This window comes from Nocardia transvalensis (assembly GCF_015477765.1).
GTDB lineage: Bacteria > Actinomycetota > Actinomycetes > Mycobacteriales > Mycobacteriaceae > Nocardia > Nocardia transvalensis_A.
This window is the reverse complement of sequence record NZ_JADLQQ010000005.1, coordinates 1-18,396: the sequence shown is the minus strand read 5'-3', so window position 1 is coordinate 18,396 and position 18,396 is coordinate 1. Positions and strand designations below refer to the sequence as shown.

General features: G+C 68.0%; 17 protein-coding genes and 1 rRNA gene. 11 read left to right on the top strand and 7 right to left on the bottom strand.

What is annotated here, in order from left to right:
* Position 1: 1 nt before the first annotated feature.
* Positions 2-1,141 (bottom strand): dTDP-4-amino-4,6-dideoxygalactose transaminase, encoded by a 1,140-nt coding sequence (gene rffA, locus IU452_RS15095; protein ID WP_195109700.1) that lies wholly within the window; start codon positions 1,139-1,141, stop codon positions 2-4.
* Positions 1,131-2,165: a glycosyltransferase gene (locus IU452_RS15090; protein ID WP_324192635.1), complete on the bottom strand. Its 1,035-nt coding sequence runs from the start codon at positions 2,163-2,165 to the stop codon at positions 1,131-1,133. The genes rffA and IU452_RS15090 overlap by 11 nt, the downstream gene beginning before the upstream one ends.
* 248 nt (positions 2,166-2,413) lie before the next feature.
* Between IU452_RS15090 and IU452_RS15085 the strand changes: the two genes are divergently transcribed.
* The 4 genes from IU452_RS15085 to IU452_RS15070 are packed head-to-tail and all read left to right on the top strand — an operon-like array spanning position 2,414 to position 7,621.
* On the top strand, positions 2,414-4,648 hold the full coding sequence (locus IU452_RS15085; protein WP_195109698.1) for a hypothetical protein: 2,235 nt from the start codon (positions 2,414-2,416) through the stop codon (positions 4,646-4,648).
* Between the two features lie 12 nt (positions 4,649-4,660).
* Positions 4,661-6,886 carry a hypothetical protein gene (locus IU452_RS15080; protein WP_416382323.1) on the top strand — a complete coding sequence of 742 codons (2,226 nt, stop codon included), beginning with the start codon at positions 4,661-4,663 and terminating at the stop codon, positions 6,884-6,886.
* 44 nt (positions 6,887-6,930) lie between these two features.
* Entirely contained in the window at positions 6,931-7,389 is a 459-nt protein-coding gene (locus tag IU452_RS15075) for a GtrA family protein (protein WP_324192634.1), read from the top strand.
* 10 nt (positions 7,390-7,399) lie between these two features.
* Positions 7,400-7,621 carry a Trm112 family protein gene (locus IU452_RS15070; RefSeq protein ID WP_195109696.1) on the top strand — a complete coding sequence of 74 codons (222 nt, stop codon included), beginning with the start codon at positions 7,400-7,402 and terminating at the stop codon, positions 7,619-7,621.
* Between the two features lie 18 nt (positions 7,622-7,639).
* On the opposite strand, the gene IU452_RS15065 is transcribed toward IU452_RS15070, so the two are convergent.
* The 3 genes from IU452_RS15065 to IU452_RS15055 are packed head-to-tail and all read right to left on the bottom strand — an operon-like array spanning position 7,640 to position 9,758.
* The gene (locus IU452_RS15065; protein WP_195109695.1) at positions 7,640-8,254 is read right to left on the bottom strand and encodes a TetR family transcriptional regulator; all 615 of its coding nucleotides are present in this window, start codon (positions 8,252-8,254) and stop codon (positions 7,640-7,642) included.
* Complete coding sequence (locus IU452_RS15060; RefSeq protein WP_195109694.1) at positions 8,251-9,036, bottom strand: ABC transporter permease; 786 nt, start codon at positions 9,034-9,036, stop codon at positions 8,251-8,253. The genes IU452_RS15065 and IU452_RS15060 overlap by 4 nt, the downstream gene beginning before the upstream one ends.
* On the bottom strand, positions 9,033-9,758 hold the full coding sequence (locus IU452_RS15055) for an ABC transporter ATP-binding protein (RefSeq protein WP_195109693.1): 726 nt from the start codon (positions 9,756-9,758) through the stop codon (positions 9,033-9,035). Before IU452_RS15055 ends, IU452_RS15060 begins: the two co-directional genes overlap by 4 nt.
* A gap of 189 nt (positions 9,759-9,947) precedes the next feature.
* On the opposite strand from IU452_RS15055, the gene IU452_RS15050 reads away from it, so the two are divergent.
* On the top strand, positions 9,948-11,120 hold the full coding sequence (locus tag IU452_RS15050; protein WP_195109692.1) for an NAD(P)/FAD-dependent oxidoreductase: 1,173 nt from the start codon (positions 9,948-9,950) through the stop codon (positions 11,118-11,120).
* A gap of 5 nt (positions 11,121-11,125) precedes the next feature.
* Positions 11,126-12,016, top strand: a complete 891-nt coding sequence (locus tag IU452_RS15045) for an RNA polymerase sigma-70 factor (protein ID WP_195109691.1) — start codon at positions 11,126-11,128, stop codon at positions 12,014-12,016.
* Positions 12,017-12,117: 101 nt separating this feature from the next.
* Here the strand turns inward: IU452_RS15045 and IU452_RS15040 are convergent, their stop codons facing one another.
* Positions 12,118-12,597: an Hsp20/alpha crystallin family protein gene (locus IU452_RS15040; protein ID WP_195109690.1), complete on the bottom strand. Its 480-nt coding sequence runs from the start codon at positions 12,595-12,597 to the stop codon at positions 12,118-12,120.
* 139 nt (positions 12,598-12,736) lie between these two features.
* Here IU452_RS15040 and IU452_RS15035 point away from each other — a divergent pair, with 139 nt between their 5' ends.
* Positions 12,737-13,360, top strand: coding sequence for a DNA-3-methyladenine glycosylase (locus IU452_RS15035; protein WP_195109689.1), 624 nt, complete (start codon positions 12,737-12,739; stop codon positions 13,358-13,360).
* Here the strand turns inward: IU452_RS15035 and IU452_RS15030 are convergent.
* On the bottom strand, positions 13,357-15,090 hold the full coding sequence (locus IU452_RS15030; RefSeq protein ID WP_416382322.1) for a 2-isopropylmalate synthase: 1,734 nt from the start codon (positions 15,088-15,090) through the stop codon (positions 13,357-13,359). The genes IU452_RS15035 and IU452_RS15030 overlap by 4 nt on opposite strands.
* Before the next feature lie 173 nt (positions 15,091-15,263).
* Between IU452_RS15030 and IU452_RS15025 the strand changes: the two genes are divergently transcribed.
* From IU452_RS15025 to IU452_RS15010, 4 genes are all read left to right on the top strand, one after another.
* Positions 15,264-15,932: a FadR/GntR family transcriptional regulator gene (locus IU452_RS15025; RefSeq protein WP_195109688.1), complete on the top strand. Its 669-nt coding sequence runs from the start codon at positions 15,264-15,266 to the stop codon at positions 15,930-15,932.
* Positions 15,933-16,015: 83 nt separating this feature from the next.
* Positions 16,016-16,408 carry a DoxX family protein gene (locus IU452_RS15020; protein ID WP_195109687.1) on the top strand — a complete coding sequence of 131 codons (393 nt, stop codon included), beginning with the start codon at positions 16,016-16,018 and terminating at the stop codon, positions 16,406-16,408.
* Positions 16,409-16,500: 92 nt separating this feature from the next.
* Positions 16,501-17,784 (top strand): tyrosine--tRNA ligase, encoded by a 1,284-nt coding sequence (gene tyrS, locus IU452_RS15015; RefSeq protein ID WP_195109686.1) that lies wholly within the window; start codon positions 16,501-16,503, stop codon positions 17,782-17,784.
* A gap of 507 nt (positions 17,785-18,291) precedes the next feature.
* Positions 18,292-18,396, top strand: a 16S ribosomal RNA gene (locus IU452_RS15010); the annotation flags it as partial.

Below are 18,396 nucleotides of genomic sequence, written 5' to 3'. Positions count from 1 at the left end.
GTCAGACCGTGAATGCGGTGACGGCGTCGACGACGCGCCCGACCTGCTCAGCGGTCAGATCGGGCCACAGCGGCAGGCGCACAACGGTTTCCGAGAATTCGGCGGCGCGCACGCACGCACGCGGCGTATGCCCCAGCTTCATCCCGGCGGGACTGGAATCCAGCGGCACATAGTGGAACGGTGCCGAGATACCGCGGGCGCGCAGGTGCGCGATGAGATCGTCGCGGCGCCGCTCGGTGGGCAGGCGCAGGTAATACAGATGAGCGGTGTGCTCGCGATCGGACGGCACCGACATGAGCCGAACGTCGTTGCGGCGCGCCCACTCCGGCAGTGCGGTCGCATACGCATCCCACACCCGGTGCCGCCCGGCCTGGATCGTGTCGAATTCGTCCAGCTGCGCATCCAGTACCGCCGCATTCAATTCGCTCGGCAGATAGCTGGAACCGATGTCCTGCCACGAGTACTTGTCCACCGCGCCGCGCAGGAATCGGGCGCGATCGGTGCCCTTCTCCCGGATGATCTCCGCGCGCGCCATCAGGATCTCGTCGGTGAGCAGCAGCGCGCCGCCCTCACCGCAGTGCACGTTCTTGGTGTCGTGGAAGCTGAGCGCGCCCATCGTGCCGAGCGTGCCCAGCGGCCGGCCGCGCCACCGCCCGCCCAACCCATGCGCGTTATCCTCCACGATGGCAATGCCGTGCGCAGCCGCCAGCGCGAGGAACCGCTCCATATCGGCGGCCACGCCACCGTAATGAATGATCACCACAGCCTTCGTCCGCTCGGTGATCACCGCCGCCACCGCCTCCGGGTCGAGATTGCCCGTCTCCGGGTCGATATCGGCGAAGACGCAGGTGGCCCCGCGCAGCGCCATGGCCGTGGCGGTCGAGGTGAAGGCGAAACTCGGCACGATCACCTCGTCGTCCGGGCCCAGCTCCAGCAGCAGACCGGCCATCTCCAGCGCCGAGGTGCAGGAGGTGGTCAGCAGGGCATGCGGCGCCTCGGTGATGGTCTTCAGCTTCTCGGTAGCCGATCGGGTGAACGGCCCGTCGCCGTGGCTGTGGTCGGAGGCCAGCACGGCCTCCAGGTTGGCCAGCTCCCGGCGTGCCCGGTACGGGCGGCTGAAGATGATGCGGTCAGTGGTCAACCCGATCGGTCCCCTTGGTGGTCGTGGACAGTTCCCGGTTCTCGGTGGTGACTGCGACGGTATCGTTCGGGCGCGGCGTGGGTGAATCGACGGTCAGATAGAGGGGCTTGCCCACCAGCACATGCAGGGCCACCCCGAGATACTCGGCGATGAGACCCAGCGAGAACAGGATCGCGCCCGAGCACAGCAACAGCACCACGATGGTGGACGCCCAGCCCTCGGGTGCCCAGTCGTCGCGGGTGAGGGCCTCGTAGACGACGGTCGCAGCCATGACCGCGCCGCCGAGGGCCAGCGTGATACCGAGCAGGCTCACCAGACGCAGGCCGCGAGTTCCACTGCACAGCACCATCTTCCAGAACAGCGAGAACAGCCGACGGTAGTTGTAGCCGGAATTCTCACGACCCTCCGCGCGCAGCACCACCGGCACCTGGGCGACGGTGTCGACCACCCAGGTCAACGCGACGTCGAGGTAGACACCGTTGGACGCGACCCCCGCCAGCTGACGGCCGATATCGCCGCGGATCAGCCGATAGCTTTCGAACCGCGTGGAATCCGGGAAGGCGAACACCGTGGCCAGCACGATCTTCGCGCCGCGCGAGGTGAGGTTGCGCAGGAATCCGTGCGGCCGGGTGTTGGACGGCTTCGAATAGACCAGATCGGCGCGCTGTGCCAGCGCCGCGTCCAGGAAGGCGCCGATGAATTCGGGGTCGTGCTGACCGTCCTCGTCCATGGTGACGATCCAGTCGCCGCGCGCGGCCGACATCCCGGCGATCGTCGCAGCGTCCTGGCCGAAGTTGCGGCTGAGCCAGACCGCGCGCACATTGTCGTGGTCGCGCTCCAATTGCTGCAGCACCACATCGGAGCGATCCGGGCCGTGATCGTGGACGAGGATGATCTCGTCGACGACGAAGATGGCGCCGCCGGCTGTCGTCGACGGTCGCGCGTATCCCGCGAGTTCGTCCACCAGTCCGGCGATGGTCCGCTCGCCTCGGTAGACGGGGATGACGACGGACACGGTGTGCACCCGTGCGGACCCGTGGTGTCCGTTTGACTCCACGGGGCCGGTTCGGTGCGTTGCGGAGGGAATCGGCATCAGCTGGATCGACTTTCGATGACGGTGCGTGCCGGTACTCCTCGCTGGTCAGCAGAGCCCGAGCCGCTGTGAACTGTAGCACGGTGAAAATAGCCGTCCCCGGCACCGGCGGCACGGCGCTGGTCGGTGCGCCCGGAGCCGATGCCAAGCGCCGAAGTCGCCTGTAGGGTTGGGAACTCGTGACGGACAGTGCATCGCGGCGACAAGTCCACGTGTGGGGAGCGGTGACCGCGATCGGGGTCGTCGCGGGATATGCCGCCGTGCTGCTCGGCAATGTCCGCCACTTCTATACCGACGACACCGAATCCCAGTACACGGGTCTGTGGGTGGCGCTGGGACGCGCGCTGCGCAACGGGGAATTCCCGGTGATGTGGCCCGACCAGTGGATGACGGGCAACAACACGATGGACGACGCGGGGCTGTTCAACCCGCCGCAGCTGCTGATCGATCTGATCGCCCCCTCGGTCGACAATGTCGCGCTCTACGCGACCGTGGTGAAACTGATCTTCTCGATCATCGCCGCGCTCGGCGTCTACCGTATCTGCCTCGCCTACGGCGGTCGCCCGGCGTGGTCGGCGGCGGCGGGCGTGGCGTTCCCGTTCAGCGGCTGGTTCCTGTTCTTCGACGAGGCGAGCTGGATGACCGCCCTCACCGGCACCGCGTGGCTGGTGCACGCGTGGGCGGCCGCGGTGCGCTACACCCGGGGCAGGGGCGGTCCGATCCCGGTCTTCGTCTACCTGTACCTGACCATCTCCACGCAGTACATCTTCCCGGCCGTGGAGGCGGTGCTGATGCTCGCCGCGGTGGCCGTGGGCGAGATCCTGTACCAGCGCACCTGGCGGCCGGTGGCACGGCTGACCGCCGCGGCGGCGTGCGCCGGACTCGCGGGCCTGCTGACCTTCCTGCCCAGCATGCTGTCGGCGAAGGTGACCTGGCGCGGCACCGCGCAGGTCATCAACGACCAGTTCCTCACCGTCCCATGGTCGGAATCGCTGAACGCCAGCCTGCCCAGCTCGATGCCCGCACTGACCTCCTGGTGGGGTTATGTGCAGCCGCTGCCGATGACCTATATCGCCTGGTTCCTGATTCCGGCGCTGGCATTCATCGACTGGCGGCGGGCGCGGGAGTCGTGGCGAGAGCTGAGCGCGGTCGCGCTGTTCGCGATCACGATGCTGATGTGGGCCGCGGGGCCGGGCACGATCGGGCCGCTGCGCTGGCCCGCGCGCGTGCTGCCGATGCTGGCGATCGGCCTGCTGGTGCTGGTGTGTGTGCTGCTCGGGCGCTACGGCACGGTCCGGGACTGGAAGCCGCGCGGCATCGCCGCCGCAGTGCTGGTTCTCGCGCTGTGGGTGCGCTCGTTCTCCGCCGACCCGCACGACGCCCTCTGGCATGTGGTCGCGGCCGTGGCCATTGCCGCATTGGGTGCCGGGGTGGTGTGGCTGGGCCGCACCCGCGGCACGGCCGCGGCCTGCGTGCTGACCATCGCCGCGATGTTCCCCATCGCCTACTTCCAGGTCAGCGCCGTCCAGCCCACGCCGATGCCGTGGAATCTGCCCGCGAATCGAGCGGAGGCGCGGGCGGCGTTCCCGAAGTTCACCGGCACCACCCTGCAGCTCGGCGACCGCGGCCTGCTGCAGCCGGGCGAGAAGAACCTCGAAGGCGCCTACGGCTCACTGGTTTTCGGCAACTACGCCAAGAATCTGGAGCTCGACTACATCAACGGCTACACCCCGACCGGCTACTACTACTTCGGCGAGATGCTGTGCATGCGCTGGGACTCGAGCGTCTGCCCGGACGCCTACCGCCGCATGTTCGCCCCGGAACCGACCACGGGACGTCCGCTCGTCGATCTGATGAAGGTCGACCGAGTCGTCCTGCAGCGTGCTCTGTACCCGGATGCCCGCAACCAGCCCGCGCCCGAGGGCTGGAAGTGGGTCGACTATCCGGGCCACGAGCGCTATATCGCGGTGCTGGAACGGGTGAACGGTCCCATCTCCACCGTGAACGGCCGGGTCGCCGTGGCGAAGGACGTGACCGCGACCTCGGTGACGGAGACCGACACCAACAGCCGGGTGCGCGTGAGCTCGGCATCCGGCGGCCGGGTGGTGTTCGCGCGGCTCGGCTGGCCCGGCTACCGCGTCACCCTGAACGGAAAGCCCATCCCGTTCACGACCGTGGCGAAATCCTTCGTGGCCGTGGATATTCCCGCCGGTACCCGCGACGCCGACCTGGAGCTGACCTGGCGGCCGCCGGGCTGGAAGATCGGTACCGCGACCCTGCTGGCCGGACTGGCCGGAATCGGTGTCCTGCAATGGATGTTCGTGCGGGCCCGCCGCCGCGACGAGGGCGAGCGGCCCGACGATCGGACACCCGGCGAGCCGGACCGCGAGTTGGCGGACTCGGTCTCCATGTAGGGTCTGGAACTCGTGGTGGAAAGTGCGCGTAAGGACGTGTATCGGTGGGGCGCGATCACCGCGCTCGGAGTGGTGGCCGGATATGCCGCGGTCCTGCTGGCCAATGCCCGCCATTTCTACACCGACGACACCGAATCCCAGTACGCCCCGCTGTGGGTGATGCTGGGCCGCCACCTGCGCGACGGTCATCTGCCGCTGCTGATTCCCGAGCAGTGGATGACCGGCAACTACACGATGGAGGAGGCGGGGCTGTTCAACCCGCCGCAGCTGCTGATCGATCTGGTCGCGCCCTCGGTCGACAATCTGGCGCTGCTGGCGACGGTCGTGAAACTGGTGTTCTCGATCATTGCCGCGCTGGGTGTGTTCCGGGTGTGCCTGGCCTACGGCGGCCGCCCGCAGTGGGCGGCGGTGGCCGGTGTCGCCTTTCCGCTGACCGGCTGGTTCCTGTTCTTCGACGAGGCCAGCTGGGTCACCTCGCTGACCGGCACGGCGTGGATGGTGCACGCCTGGGCGTCGTCGGTGCGATATGCGCGCGGCAAAGGCGGGCCGACCCCGGTTTTCGTCTTTCTGTACCTGGCGATTTCGGTCGAATACGTCTTCCCGGCTGTCGAGTCCGCGTTGATGCTGGTCGCGGTTGCGGTGGGGGAGCTGGTGTATCAGCGCAAGTGGCGGCCGGTCGCGCGGTTGGCGCTGGTGGCCGGGTTCGCGGGGCTGGCGGGTCTGCTGACGTATCTGCCGAGCATGCTCTCGGCCAAGGTGAGCTGGCGCGGCACCGCGCAGATCAACAACGACCAGTTCCTCACCGTGCCGTGGTCGGAGTCGCTCAACGCCAGCCTGCCGTCGACGCTGCCCGCGTTCAATTCCTGGTGGGGCTATATCCAGCCCATGCCGGTGACCTATATCGCCTGGTTCCTCATCCCGGCGCTGGCGTTCATCGACTGGGGTAGGGCCCGCGCGGCGTGGCGTGAGCTGACCGCGGTGGCGCTGTTCGCGATCATGTTCCTGATGTGGACGGCCGGGCCGGGGACGGTCGGCCCGCTGCGCTGGCCCTCGCGCGTGCTGCCGATGCTGGCGCTGGGTCTGTTGGTGCTGGTGTGCGTGCTGCTGGGGCGGTTCGGCACGGTGCGGGACTGGAAGCCGCGCGGGATCGCGGCCGGGGTGCTGATTCTCGCGCTGTGGGTGCGCACCTTCTCCGCCGATCCGCACCACGTGCTGTGGCATGTGCTGTCGGTGGTGGCCGTCGCCGCACTCGGCGCGGCGGCGGTGTGGCTGGGACGCACCCGCGGCACGGCCGCCGCGGCGGTGTTGACGATCGTGGCCATGTTCCCGATCGCCTATGTGCAAGTGAATGCCGCGCAACCGACCCCGATGGGCTGGGATCTGCCCGCGAGCCGCGCCGAGGCCCAGGCGGTGTTCCCCAAGTTCCAGGGTGTGACCCTGCAGCTGGGCGACCGGGGTCTGCTGCAGCCGGGCGAGAGGAATCCGCAGGGCGCCTACGGTTCGCTGGTTTTCGGCAATTACGCCAAGGACCTGAAGCTGAACTACGTCAACGGCTATACCCCCAACGGCCACTACTGGTTCGGCGAAATGCTGTGCATGCGGTGGGATTCCAGCGTCTGCCCCGACTCTTTCCGCCGGCTGTTCAGCCCCGAGCCGACCACCGGGCGGACCCTGGTGGATCTGATGAAGCTCGACCGAGTGGTGTTGCAGCGAGCCATGTTCCCCGATGCCGGTGACCATCCCGCGCCGGAGGGCTGGAAGTGGGTCGACTATCCGGGCCACGAGCGCTACATCTGGGTGCTGGAACGCGAGGGTGGCCCGGTGTCGATGGTCAACGGCCGCATCGCCGACGCCCACGATGTCACCGCCACCTCGGTGTCGGAGTCCGATACCACCAGCGTCGCCCGGGTGTCCTCGTCCTCCGGTGGGCGCGTGGTCTTCGCCCGGCTGGCCTGGCCCGGCTATCGGGTCACCCTGAACGGTCACCAGATCCCGTTCACCGAAGTCTCGAAATCGATTCTCGCCGTGGATATTCCCGCCGGTACCGATAACGCCGTGCTGGACGTGACCTGGCGTCCGCCGGGCTGGAAGATCGGCATCGCCGCGGCGGTCGTCGGACTGATCGGCCTCGGCGTGATGCAGTGGTTCTACATCCGGTCCCGGCGGCGGGAGGACGACGAAGCCCCCGCCTCGCCGAGCGGTGAGACGGAACGCGAGCTGGCGGAAGTGGTCTCATGAAACACGCGGGCCGAGCGGCGAATCCGACTGTCGGTTCGGAACCCGTGGCTGCCGATTCGCCCACCCAGCCACCGCCCGGCCTGTTGCTCCGCCTGATCCGCCGGCAGGAGATCGCCTTCGCCGCGGTGGGGGCCGTCAACACGCTGCTGGGCATGGCGTTGACAGTGTTCTGGCTGAAGGTGCTCGGCGATGCCTGGCCCCCGGCGATGGCGGTGGTGTTGGCGTACTGCGTCAGCATCGTGTTCGCCTTCGTCGCCCATCGCACGCTGGTGTTCCGGGTGCGCGGGCACGTGGTGCGCGACTTCGCCCGCTTCGTGATCGTCAATTCCGGCGGGCTGCTGCTGAATATGGCGGGCGTGCAGATCGCGGTCGGGGTGCTGCAGCTGCCGGAGACGCCGGCCACGGTAGGGGTGATGGGCCTGGTGGCGGTGGCCAGCTTCTTCGGGCACCGGCACTTCTCGTTCCGCCGGGCGGGCGGGACGGGATGGCACGGCGAGCGGTAGGTTATCGATCATGCCGGAGGAAGCCTTGGATACCACACTGTTGACCCTGCTGGCCTGCCCGCAGGACAAGGGCCCGCTGTCGCTGGTCCGCGACGCGAACGGCGACAGCCTGCTCTACAACCCCCGCCTGCGCCGCGCCTACCGGATCGACAACGGCATCCCCGTGCTGCTGATCGACGAGGCGCGCGAGGTGAGCGACGCCGAGCACGAGGCGTTCGTCGCCCAGAGCTGAATCGGGCAGAGCTCCGAATCAGGGCGAGACCGGCGGCAGGTCGAGATCGCCGGTGAGATAGCGCTGCAGCGTCGGCCCGGACAGCCGGGCCACCTCCTGCGCGGGCATCGATGCCAGCGGCTCGATGCCGACGATCTTGCGCGCCACCAGCAGCCCGATCATCTGCGAGGCGGCCAGCACGACGCGGGTGGTGCCGGTGCCCGGCGGTGAATCCACCCGCGCCCGTACGTCTTTCAGCGCGACTTCCAGCAGGAAGGCCCGCGCCAGCGAGCCGTCGGCACCGCCGAGAATGGCGCGAAACGCCGCCACGGCCTGGACTCCGACGGGAGAGTCCCACACCTCGACCACATGCCGCACGATCGTTTCGCCGATCTGGTGGAGCGGAGCGGCGGCGATCTTCGCCCGGATGATGTCCGGATCGATCGGCAGATCGAGTGCGGCGGTGAGCAAGTCGGCCTTGGCGCCGAAGTAGTGGTGCACGAGTGCCGGATCCACTCCGGCGGCCGAGGCGATGGAGCGGATCGACGCCTTGTCGAATCCGACCTCGGCGAAGCGCATGCGGGCGGCCGCGAGAATCGCCTCCCGCGTCCCGGATTGTCCGGGCCGCCGCCCGCTGCGCCCGTCGGCTGTCATGCCGTTCGTCTCCGTAGGGTGGCAGCACCCAGGGTCAGGGCCACCGCGGCGAAGCCGGCGACCACCACGAGATCACGCCACATCTGCCCGGTCGCACCGGATTTGGTGGAGACCTCCTGCAGCGCGTCCACCGCATAGCTGAGCGGCAGCACATTGCTGATGGCCTCCAGCCAGCCCGGGAGCTGACCGCGCGGCACCAGCAGTCCGCACAGGAAGAACTGGGGTAGCACGATCACGGGCATGAACTGTACGGCCTGGAACTCGGTGCGGGCGAATGCACTTGCCAGCAGGCCCAGCGCGACGCCCAGTACCGCGTCCACCATGGCGATGAGCACGACCAGCCCGGGTGCCCCTTCCGCCTCCAGGCCCAGCAGCCAGAATGCGACCCCGCACGCGATGGCGGCCTGGGCGGCGGCCGCGGTGGAGAAGGCGGTCCCGTACCCGGCCAGCAGATCCAGTTTCGACAAGGGCGTGGTCATCAGCCGCTCGAGCGTCCCGGAGGTGCGTTCGCGCTGCATCGCGATCGCGGTGATGAGGAACATGACCACGAACGGCAGCACCCCGAGCATGCTGATGCCGACCCGGTCGAACAGCCCGGGCTGCCCGGGTGGATGCGGATAGTCGGCATAGATGAAGTACAGCAACGTCATCAGCAGCGCCGGGACCAGCAGCAGCATGGCGACGGTGCGATGGTCGGCGCGCAGCTGACGCAGAATCCGCACCGTGGTGGCGGTGTAGCAGCGCAGGGGACGGGGGCTCGGGCGCACGGAAGTCGTTGTCATTGCGGCTGTTCCATTCTGATCAACGCGAGAAATGCGTTCTCCAAACTGCTTTCACCGGTCCGGTCGCGCAGTTCGTCGGGGCTGAGCTGAGCCAGCAGATAGCCGTCGCGCAGGAGCAGCAGCCGGTCGCAGTGCTCGGCCTCGTCCATGACATGGCTCGAGACCAGCAGGGTGCGGCCCTGGGCGGCGAGGGCGTGGAACTGATTCCACAAGTCCACGCGCAGCACCGGGTCCAGGCCGACGGTCGGCTCGTCGAGGACCAGCAGGTCCGGATCGGCCACCAGCGCGCAGGCCAATGACGCCCGCGTGCGCTGACCGCCCGACAGTTGGTTGCCGCGCTGGCGCGCGTGATCGGCGAGCCCGACCGCCTCGATGGCGGCCGCCACGTCGGTGCTCGAGCGCCCGTACAGCGCGCCGAAATAGGACACGTTGTCGGTGACGCTCAGGTCGTCGTAGATGCTGGGCGCCTGCGTGACATAGCCGACGCGGGCGCGCAGGCCGGGCGTTCCGGCCTCGGCGCCGAGCACCCGGACGCTGCCCGCCTGTACCAGCTGAGTGCCGACGATGCTGCGCATGAGTGTGGTCTTGCCGCAGCCGGACGGCCCGAGCAGCCCGGTGATGCAGCCGCGCGGCACGGTCAGCGAGATGTCGTGCAGAACTTCGCGTCCGCCGCGCTGAACCCGCAGGTGCGCGATCTCGATCGCGGAATCAGGTGCCGCCATGGGCCACCCCTTATTCATCGAGCGTTGAATTCATTATGCGTTGAATTCTGCGCCGAGGCGGTGCGGAGCGCAAGCCCCTCGACGACTTCGCGGGACTGTGATGCAGGACACATATGGTGGTGTCACGTTCGGGCCGCCCGGCTTGTCCCATGGTCGACTTCCTCCAACCGAGACCATCGGGAGAACATCATGAACACCACCGCACCCCACGAGATCGTCGTCCTGGGCGCCGGATACACCGGCATGCTCGCCACAGTGCGGCTCGCGCATCGCACCCGGCGTGAGAATGTGCGCATCACGCTGGTCAACCCGTCCGATCGGTTCACCGAGCGGCTGCGCATGCATCAGGTCGCCGCCGGGCAGGAACTGGGCGATCACCGCATCCCCGGCCTGCTCGCCGGCACGGGCGTCGTCTTCCGTAAGGCCGCTGCCACCGCGATCGACCCTGCGGCACACCGGGTCACCCTCGACGACGGCGGCGTCCTGGCCTACGACACCCTCGTGTACGCGCTCGGCAGCAAGGCCGACACCGGCATTGTCCCGGGTGCCGACGAACACGCCTGGACCCTCGACGCTCCGCGGCAAGCCCACCACTTCTCGCGGCGGTTGGCCGATCTGGCGGCCGTCGGCGGCACGGTCACCGTGATCGGCGGTGGTCTGACCGGAGTCGAGGCAGCCACCGAGATCGCCGAGAGCCATCCGGCGCTGACCGTCACGCTGATCGCCGGGTCGGAACCGGGTTCGATGATGGGGGAGCGGGCCCGCGCCCACCTCACCCGCGCGCTGGACCGGCTCGGCATCGTCCGCAAGGTCGGGGTGCGGGCGACCAAGGTACTGCCCGACGCCGTCCGGCTGGATACCGGGGAACTGGTGGCGTCGGATCTGGTGATGTGGACCGCCGGGGTGCGGGTGTCACCGCTGGCCGCGGACGCCGGAATCGCCTCGGACGCCAAGGGTTTGGTGATCACCGATCCGACACTGCGCTCGGTGTCGCATCCGGATGTCTACGCCATCGGTGACGCGGCGGCCGTGCGGCAGCCGTGGGGACGGATCCACGGCACCTGCCAGAGCGGCATGCCCACCGCCGCCTATGTCGCCGATGCGATCGCTCGCCGGTTGCGTGGTAAGCAGGTGAAGCCGTTCCGGTTCGGCTATTTCCACCAGCCGGTGAGCCTGGGCCGCCGCGACGCGGTCATCCAGTTCACCAATGCCGACGACACCCCGAAGCGCTGGTATCTGACGGGCCGGGCGGCGATCTTCTACAAGGAGAGCGTCAGCAGCAGCCCGCTGCCGATCTTCCGGCTCAGCCGCAGGATGAATGTCTCGGTGTCGCTGTCCAAAGGCGGCCGTGCGGCACTATGAGTGCGATGCAGGACCGCAACAACGACCCCGGGACGGTCGATCCGTTCGTCGAACATCGGCGGCTGCTGTTCGGCACCGCGTACCGGATGCTGGGCAGCGTCGCCGATGCCGAAGACATCCTGCAGGACGCCTGGCTGAAATGGCATGACGTCGAGCAGGATTCGATCGAGAACCCGCGGGCGTATCTGGTCCGCACCGTCACCAATCTGGCGTTGAACCGGCTGACCTCCGCCCGGGCCACGCGCGAAACCTATGTGGGGCCTTGGCTTCCCGAACCGCTGCTCACCGCACCGAACGCCGACGAGGAGGCCGTGATGGCCGACAGTGTCTCCACCGCCATGCTCGTCGTGCTCGAAACCCTCGGCCCGGTCGAACGTGCGGTCTTCGTCCTGCGTGAGGTGTTCGGGTTCTCGCACGCGGAGATCGCCGGATTCATCGACCGTCCCGAGGCGACGGTGCGTCAGATCGCCCATCGTGCCCGCAATCACGTGCACTCGCGCCGCCCCCGCTACGATGCCGATCCCGCCGCCCGCCAGGAGGTGACGCGGAAGTTCCTCGCCGCCGCTCACGGCGGTGACGTCAACGCCCTCATGGAATTGCTGGCCCCCGACGTCACGCTGTGGAACGACGGCGGCGGGAAGGTGACCGCGGCCCGCCGCCCGCTGCACGGCCCCGACCACGTCGCCCGCTGGCTCCTGGGCGTCATGGCCAAACCGGTCTCGGCCGGCGTCACCATGGAACCGGCAACCGTCAACGGCGAACTCGGCCTCCTGGTCATGCTCGCCGGCCAGCCCATGGGAGCCCTCACCTTCGACCTACTCGACAACCGCATCCACGACGTCCACTTCCAGGTAAACCCGGACAAACTCGCCGGGCTACACCGCCCGCGCCTCTGAACAGTGCGAAGGGCCTGGTGCCCGCGGCCCCAGGCCCTCTTATTGCGGCGCTGTCGATCAGCCCTCGGCGGTGAGCCTCCTGATTTCCCTAGGTGAGTCGATCAATCCCGTTCGCTCGGCCCCAACGCCTTCGCGCTGCGAACCTCGATCTTGCGGGGCTCCGCCTTCGCCGGGCCGACATCGCGTACCCGGACTCGGAGCATGCCGTCGGCGTGCTCGGCCTCGATCGAGTCGGCGGTGACATGGTCGGGGAGGGCGAACTCCCGGCGGAAGGAACCGCTGCGGATCTCGCGGATCAGCACGCCATCCTTGTCGCTGGAGCGCTCCTCGCGCCGCTCGCCGCTGACGCGCAGCGTGCCGTCGACAACCTCGACGTCCACATCCTCGGCAGGCACGCCGGGCAGTTCCAGGCTGATCACGACGTCGTTGCCGTCCCGGGTGACGTCGGCCGCCGGGACGAACCCGGTGCGCACCGGCGCGGCCCCGCCGAAGGCACGACGGACGATCGCGTCGAATTCACTGTCGAACTGGCGTACCAGCGCGGTGAACGGATCCCAGCTGTTGCGAACCGGCAGCGTCATGACTACCTCCTGCTATCTCCTTCTTGTTTCTCGTTTATGGGTGATGACCTGGTGCTTTAGCACTCGGCCTCTGTGAGTGCCAACGCTTGGAACGTTCCGATTGTTCCCGGCCGACCGCCGGGAGGGAGAATGGGTCGCTGTGTCTGCCGAGGAACTTGCCGTCGAACCGTTGGCGGCCGCACGCCGGTTGTTGGGCGCGACCCTGTGGTCCGGGCCCGTCGGAGCCCGCATCGTCGAGGTGGAGGCCTATGGCGGTGATCCGGCCGGGCCCTGGCACGACCCGGCCGCACACTCCGGGCGGGGTCGCACCCCGCGCAATGCGGTCATGTTCGGTCCGCCCGGTCGGCTGTACGTGTACTTCAGCTACGGCATGCACACCTGTGTCAATGTCACCAGTGGGCCGGACGGGATCGCCAGCGCGGTGCTGATCCGGGCCGGTGAGGTGATCGCGGGCCACGATGTCGCCCGCGCCCGCCGCCCCGCCGCCCGCACCGACGCCGGATTGGCTCGCGGTCCGGGCAATTTCGGCTCGGCCCTGGGAATCACGCTGGACGACTACGGAATCGACCTGTTCGACGACGAATCCCCGATTCGCCTGGAACTGAACCCGCCGATCACCGACCCGTCGGCGATCGGCGTCGGCCCACGCGTAGGCGTGAGCCTGGCCGCCGATCGCCCATGGCGCGTGTGGTTGCGCGATTCACCCGCGGTCTCGCCCTACCGCCGCAGCCCGCGCGCGCCCCGGGCCGAGAAGTCGGCCTAACCGGTCGGCAGCAGCGGAATCTCATCCGCCGATCGGGAGGCCGCCGAGATCACCGCGCCGAGAGCCGAGTCGACCGGCGAGTGCCCGAACCCGATGGCCCACCGCGTGGTTCCCTGTGCTCGGTACTCCAGATAGGTGGCCGACGCGCCGACTTCGGAGCGATCGACGGCCTGTTCGGTGAGCGACAGCACCTCGATCCGCACGCCGCAACCGGCCAGCAGGTCGACCAGGACCGAGACCGGTTCTCTTTCGCCGAACTCGCGGTCGATCGTGCGCCCGTCGATCTCCACGGCGATCCGTCCGTCCGCGATTGCCCGAATTGGATGACTCACCAACCGGATCCGGTCGTCGGCGGCCGTGTAGACCTCGGTGAGCAAGTCCCGCAGCACCGCCGCCGATACCTCGGCGCCGGTGGTATCGGTGTGCCGCTGCACGTGCCGGGCGAAGTCGATCTGCAAGCGGCGCGGCAACTCCAGGCCGTACTCGGTCTGCAGCAGATAGGCGATCCCGCCCTTGCCGGACTGGGAGTTGACCCGGATCACCGCCTCGTAGGAGCGACCCACATCGGCCGGATCGATCGGCAGATACGGGATCTGCCAGTCGATTTCCCGTTCGGGAACACCCAGCTGCGCCGCCCGCGCCCGGTGCTCGGCGAAACCCTTCTTGATCGCGTCCTGATGTGTACCGGAGAAGGCGGTGTAGACCAGATCGCCGACATAGGGATGCCGCTCGGGTATCGGCATGCGCGTGCAGTCCTCGACCACCCGCCGCACCGCGTCGATATCGGAGAAGTCGATCATCGGATTCACGCCCTGCGCATGCAGATTCAGGGCCAATGTCGCCAGATCGACATTGCCGGTGCGCTCGCCGTTGCCGAATACACAGCCCTCCACCCGCTGCGCACCGGCCAGCACCGCCAACTCGGCGCAGGCGATTCCGGTCCCGCGATCGTTGTGCGGATGCACCGACAGGATCACGCCGTCGCGGCGGGACAGATTGCGATGCATGTACTCGATCTGATCGGCGTAGACGTTGGGCGTGGCGACCTCCACGGTCGCGGGAAGATTCAGGGTGACCGGGCGATCCGGTGAGGCATCCCACAGCGTGGTCATCCGATCGCACAGCTCCAGAACGAAATCCGGCTCGGTGAGGATGAAAACCTCGGGGGAGAACTGGAATCGGATGGTGGGACAGTCCCCGGCCAGCTCCAGAATGTCCCGTCCGCCCGACACGATGAGCTCGGTCAGCTCCGCACGCGAGACCCCCAGCACCACATCGCGCCAGAGCGGGGCCGTCGCCGCATACATGTGGATGACGACGTCGTTGCGGATTCCGCGCACCGACTCGACGGTGCGCTCGATGAGATCGCGGCGTGCCGGGGTGAACACGACGATCGTCACGTCCTCGGGCGCCAGGTCCGACTCCGCGATCAGCCGGACGAAATCGAAGTCGGTCTGCGAGGCGCTGGGATAGCCGACCTCGATCTCCTTGTAGCCCATGGCCACCAGCTGCTCGAAGAAACGGCGCTTGCGGGCCGGATCCATCGGCTCGGCCAGGGCTTGATTGCCGTCGCGCAGATCGACCGGAACCCACAGCGGCGGCCGGGTGATCCGGTTCGTGGGCCAGCGGCGTTCGGTCACCGGGACCGAAACCCGTTCGTAGACATCGCGATACCGGTGCGACGGCATGACCGAGGGGCGCTGGCGATTCCAGGTGAAGGGAGAAGACATTCTCGCAGTTGCTTTCGCGTCGGAGGGAGACGACCGGCGCGCCACAGCAACCCGCGGGCAGGGTGCCGGTCGATCAGACCCCGCCGCGGCGGCGAAGGAGAAGCAGACCGTGTCCCATGTGGCCTACACTAACGAGAAATAACTCCTCAGACAAGTAGAGAGGTCTCACCGTTTTGGCGCACGTACAGCGGCATCCGTTGGCCGCGCAGGCCGCAGACCTGCTCCTGCGGCGGATCCGGGCCGGGGAATGGCAGCTGGGTCACAAGCTGCCGGGCGAGACGACGCTGGCCGCCCAGCTGGGCGTGGGCCGCTCCACGGTGCGGGAGGCGATTCGCGAACTGTCCGGCAAGGGAGTCCTCGAAAGCCGCCAGGGCGCCGGTGTTTTCGTGACCGCGCTGGATGTCGTCGAGGATTGGGACACGGTGTTGCGCCGGGCCGACATCGTCACCGTCATCGAGGCCCGGATCGCCATCGAGGCCGAGTGCGCGGCCTTGGCGGCCCGGCGCCGCACACCGGCGGACCTGCGGTCCATGTGGCGTGCGCTCGCGGCCCGCGCCGAGGTGTCCGAATCCGTCGAGGATCTCGTCGACGCCGACACCGCATTCCATCGGACGGTCGTCACCGGCGCCCACAACGAGGTGCTCTCCGGAATGTTCGACGCCTTCGTCCCGCGGTCGCGCGCGGCCATGATCGACATGCTGCGGATGCGCCCGCTGCCCGACGCGGAAGCCGACCATCGCGCGCACGAGGCGCTGATCGACGCCATCCGCCGCCGCGATGCCGCGGCCGCGGCCACCGCGAGCCGCGTGCACCTGACCGCCCTCGGACAGGCCTTCGCCTGACCGATGAGTTTCCGCGGGGGCCCTCGTCCTACTGGATGAGCGCGTTCGACAGCGAACCAGCAAGCCCCGAAAGGAAATCCGCCATGACTGCCGCTACCTACCCCGCTCGGCCCGCCGTCCCCGGCAAGATCCGCAACCGCATCCTGTGGACCCTCCAGATCGTGCTGGGTGTGTTCTTCATCGTCGCCTCCGGACTGCCCAAACTGGTCGGCCAGGCCGAGGCCGTGCGCGTCTTCGACGAGATCGGCTGGGGCGACTGGTTCCGGTACCTGACCGGCCTGGTCGAGCTGGCGGGCGGGATCGGCCTGCTGGTGCCGCGGCTGTCCGGCCTGGCCGCGGCCGGTCTGTCGATCACGATGGTCTGCGCGGCGGCAATCCAGGCATTCCTCATGGACGCACCGGCCATGGCGCCGTTCCCGCTGGTGCTGGCCGTGGTGTTCGCCTGGATCGCCCGCGAGCGGGGGATGGCCCGCTGAATATTCCCTCGACGCCCGGGTCTGCCGCCGATCACAATCGGCGGCAGACCTGTGCATAGCTCGAGAAAGTGCGTGCGGAAAGATAGGACGGCGTGAGCGTCGACATCATCGAGGAACTGACCTGGCGTGGCTTGATCGCGCAGTCCACCGACCTGGACGCCCTGCGGTCGGAACTGGCCGAGGGGCCGATCACCCTCTATGCCGGATTCGACCCGACCGCCGCGAGCCTGCATGCCGGACACTTGGTTCCCCTGTTGGCGCTGAAACGGTTCCAGCGGGCCGGTAATCGGCCCATCGTGCTGGCCGGCGGCGCCACCGGCCTCATCGGTGACCCCCGCGACGTCGGCGAGCGCGTCATGAACTCGGCCGACACCGTCGCCGCCTGGGCCGAGCGGATCCGCGGCCAGTTGGAGCGCTTCGTCGATCTCGACGATCCGAAGACGGGCGCGATCATCGCGAACAATATGGAGTGGACCGGCAAGCTGACCGCGGTCGACTTCCTGCGGGACATCGGCAAGCACTTCTCCGTGAACGTCATGCTGGCGCGCGACACGGTCAAGCGGCGCCTCGAGGCCGACGGCATGTCCTACACCGAGTTCAGCTACATGCTGCTGCAGGCCAACGACTACGTGCAGCTGCGCCGCAACTACGGCTGCCGGTTGCAGGTCGGCGGGTCCGATCAGTGGGGCAACATCATCGCCGGCGTGGAGCTGAACCGCCGCGTGGACGGCGAACATGTGCACGGCCTGACGGTGCCGCTGGTGACCTCGGCCGACGGCAAGAAGTTCGGGAAATCCACCGGCGGCGGCAGCCTCTGGCTGGATCCGGAGTTGACCAGCCCGTACGCCTGGTACCAGTACTTCGTCAACACCTCCGATGCGGATGTCGTGGGGTACCTACGCTGGTTCACCTTCCTGGAGCGGGAGGAGCTGGACGAGCTGGAGAAGGCGACCCAGGAGCGCCCGCACGCCCGGGAGGCCCAGCGCCGCCTGGCCGCGGAAATGACCACGCTCGTGCACGGCGAGGCGAACACCCGTGCCGTCCAGCTCGCCAGCCAGGCCCTGTTCGGTCGCGGCGACCTGCACGAACTGGACGAGTCGACGCTGGCCGCGGCGTTGTCGGAGGCCGCGGTGGACGGAGAGGTCGCCGAGGCCGCACCGGGGGCGACGATCGTGGATCTGCTGGTGGCATCGGGATTGTCGGAGAGCCGGGGTGCTGCCCGCCGGGCCGTCAACGAGGGTGGCGCGTCGGTGAACAACACTCGCATCTCCGATCCCGAGTGGACCCCCGCCGATTCCGACTACCTGCACGGGCGGTGGCTGGTGCTGCGCCGCGGCAAGAAGAACTTCGCCGGAGTGCGCCGGGCCGCGCGCTGACCCCGCTCATGACCTGAGTCACATCGGCGTGACTCGGGTCGGGCGGCCGCCCGACCCCGGCCCGTTGACCAGCACGAATGTCGGCTGTCTTGGGGATTTGACGTTCAGTTATCCGACACGTAACTTATTCAACGTCAGAGCGACACGGACGCCGACCCGGAGCCGAGAGCCCCGGGAAACGAGGTCGGACGGAGGAGCGCCTGACGATCAGCCAGACACGCCCGAACCTCGGACTTGACTCTGCGGGTTGGAGTGGTTAGGCTGGAAAAGTTGCCTCTCCAGAAGGTCGGAAATCCGGCCCGATGGGTTGTGCGCCTGTTCTTTGAGAACTCAATAGTGTGTCGATGAATGTCAGTGCCAATTATTTTTGGTTTCTGTCTCTCATACCCCCGTGTGAGGGATGGACATTTTTTGTCAGCTAATTTCCGGCTGGCGTTTTAGTTAGGTTTTCGGACTCTGGTTCGAGATACTTTTGATTCGCTTCTTTGTGGAGCGTGTCTAGAGTCTTCAACGGAGAGTTTGATCCTGGCTCAGGACGAACGCTGGCGGCGTGCTTAACACATGCAAGTCGAGCGGTAAGGCCCTTCGGGGTACACGAGCGGCGAACGGGTG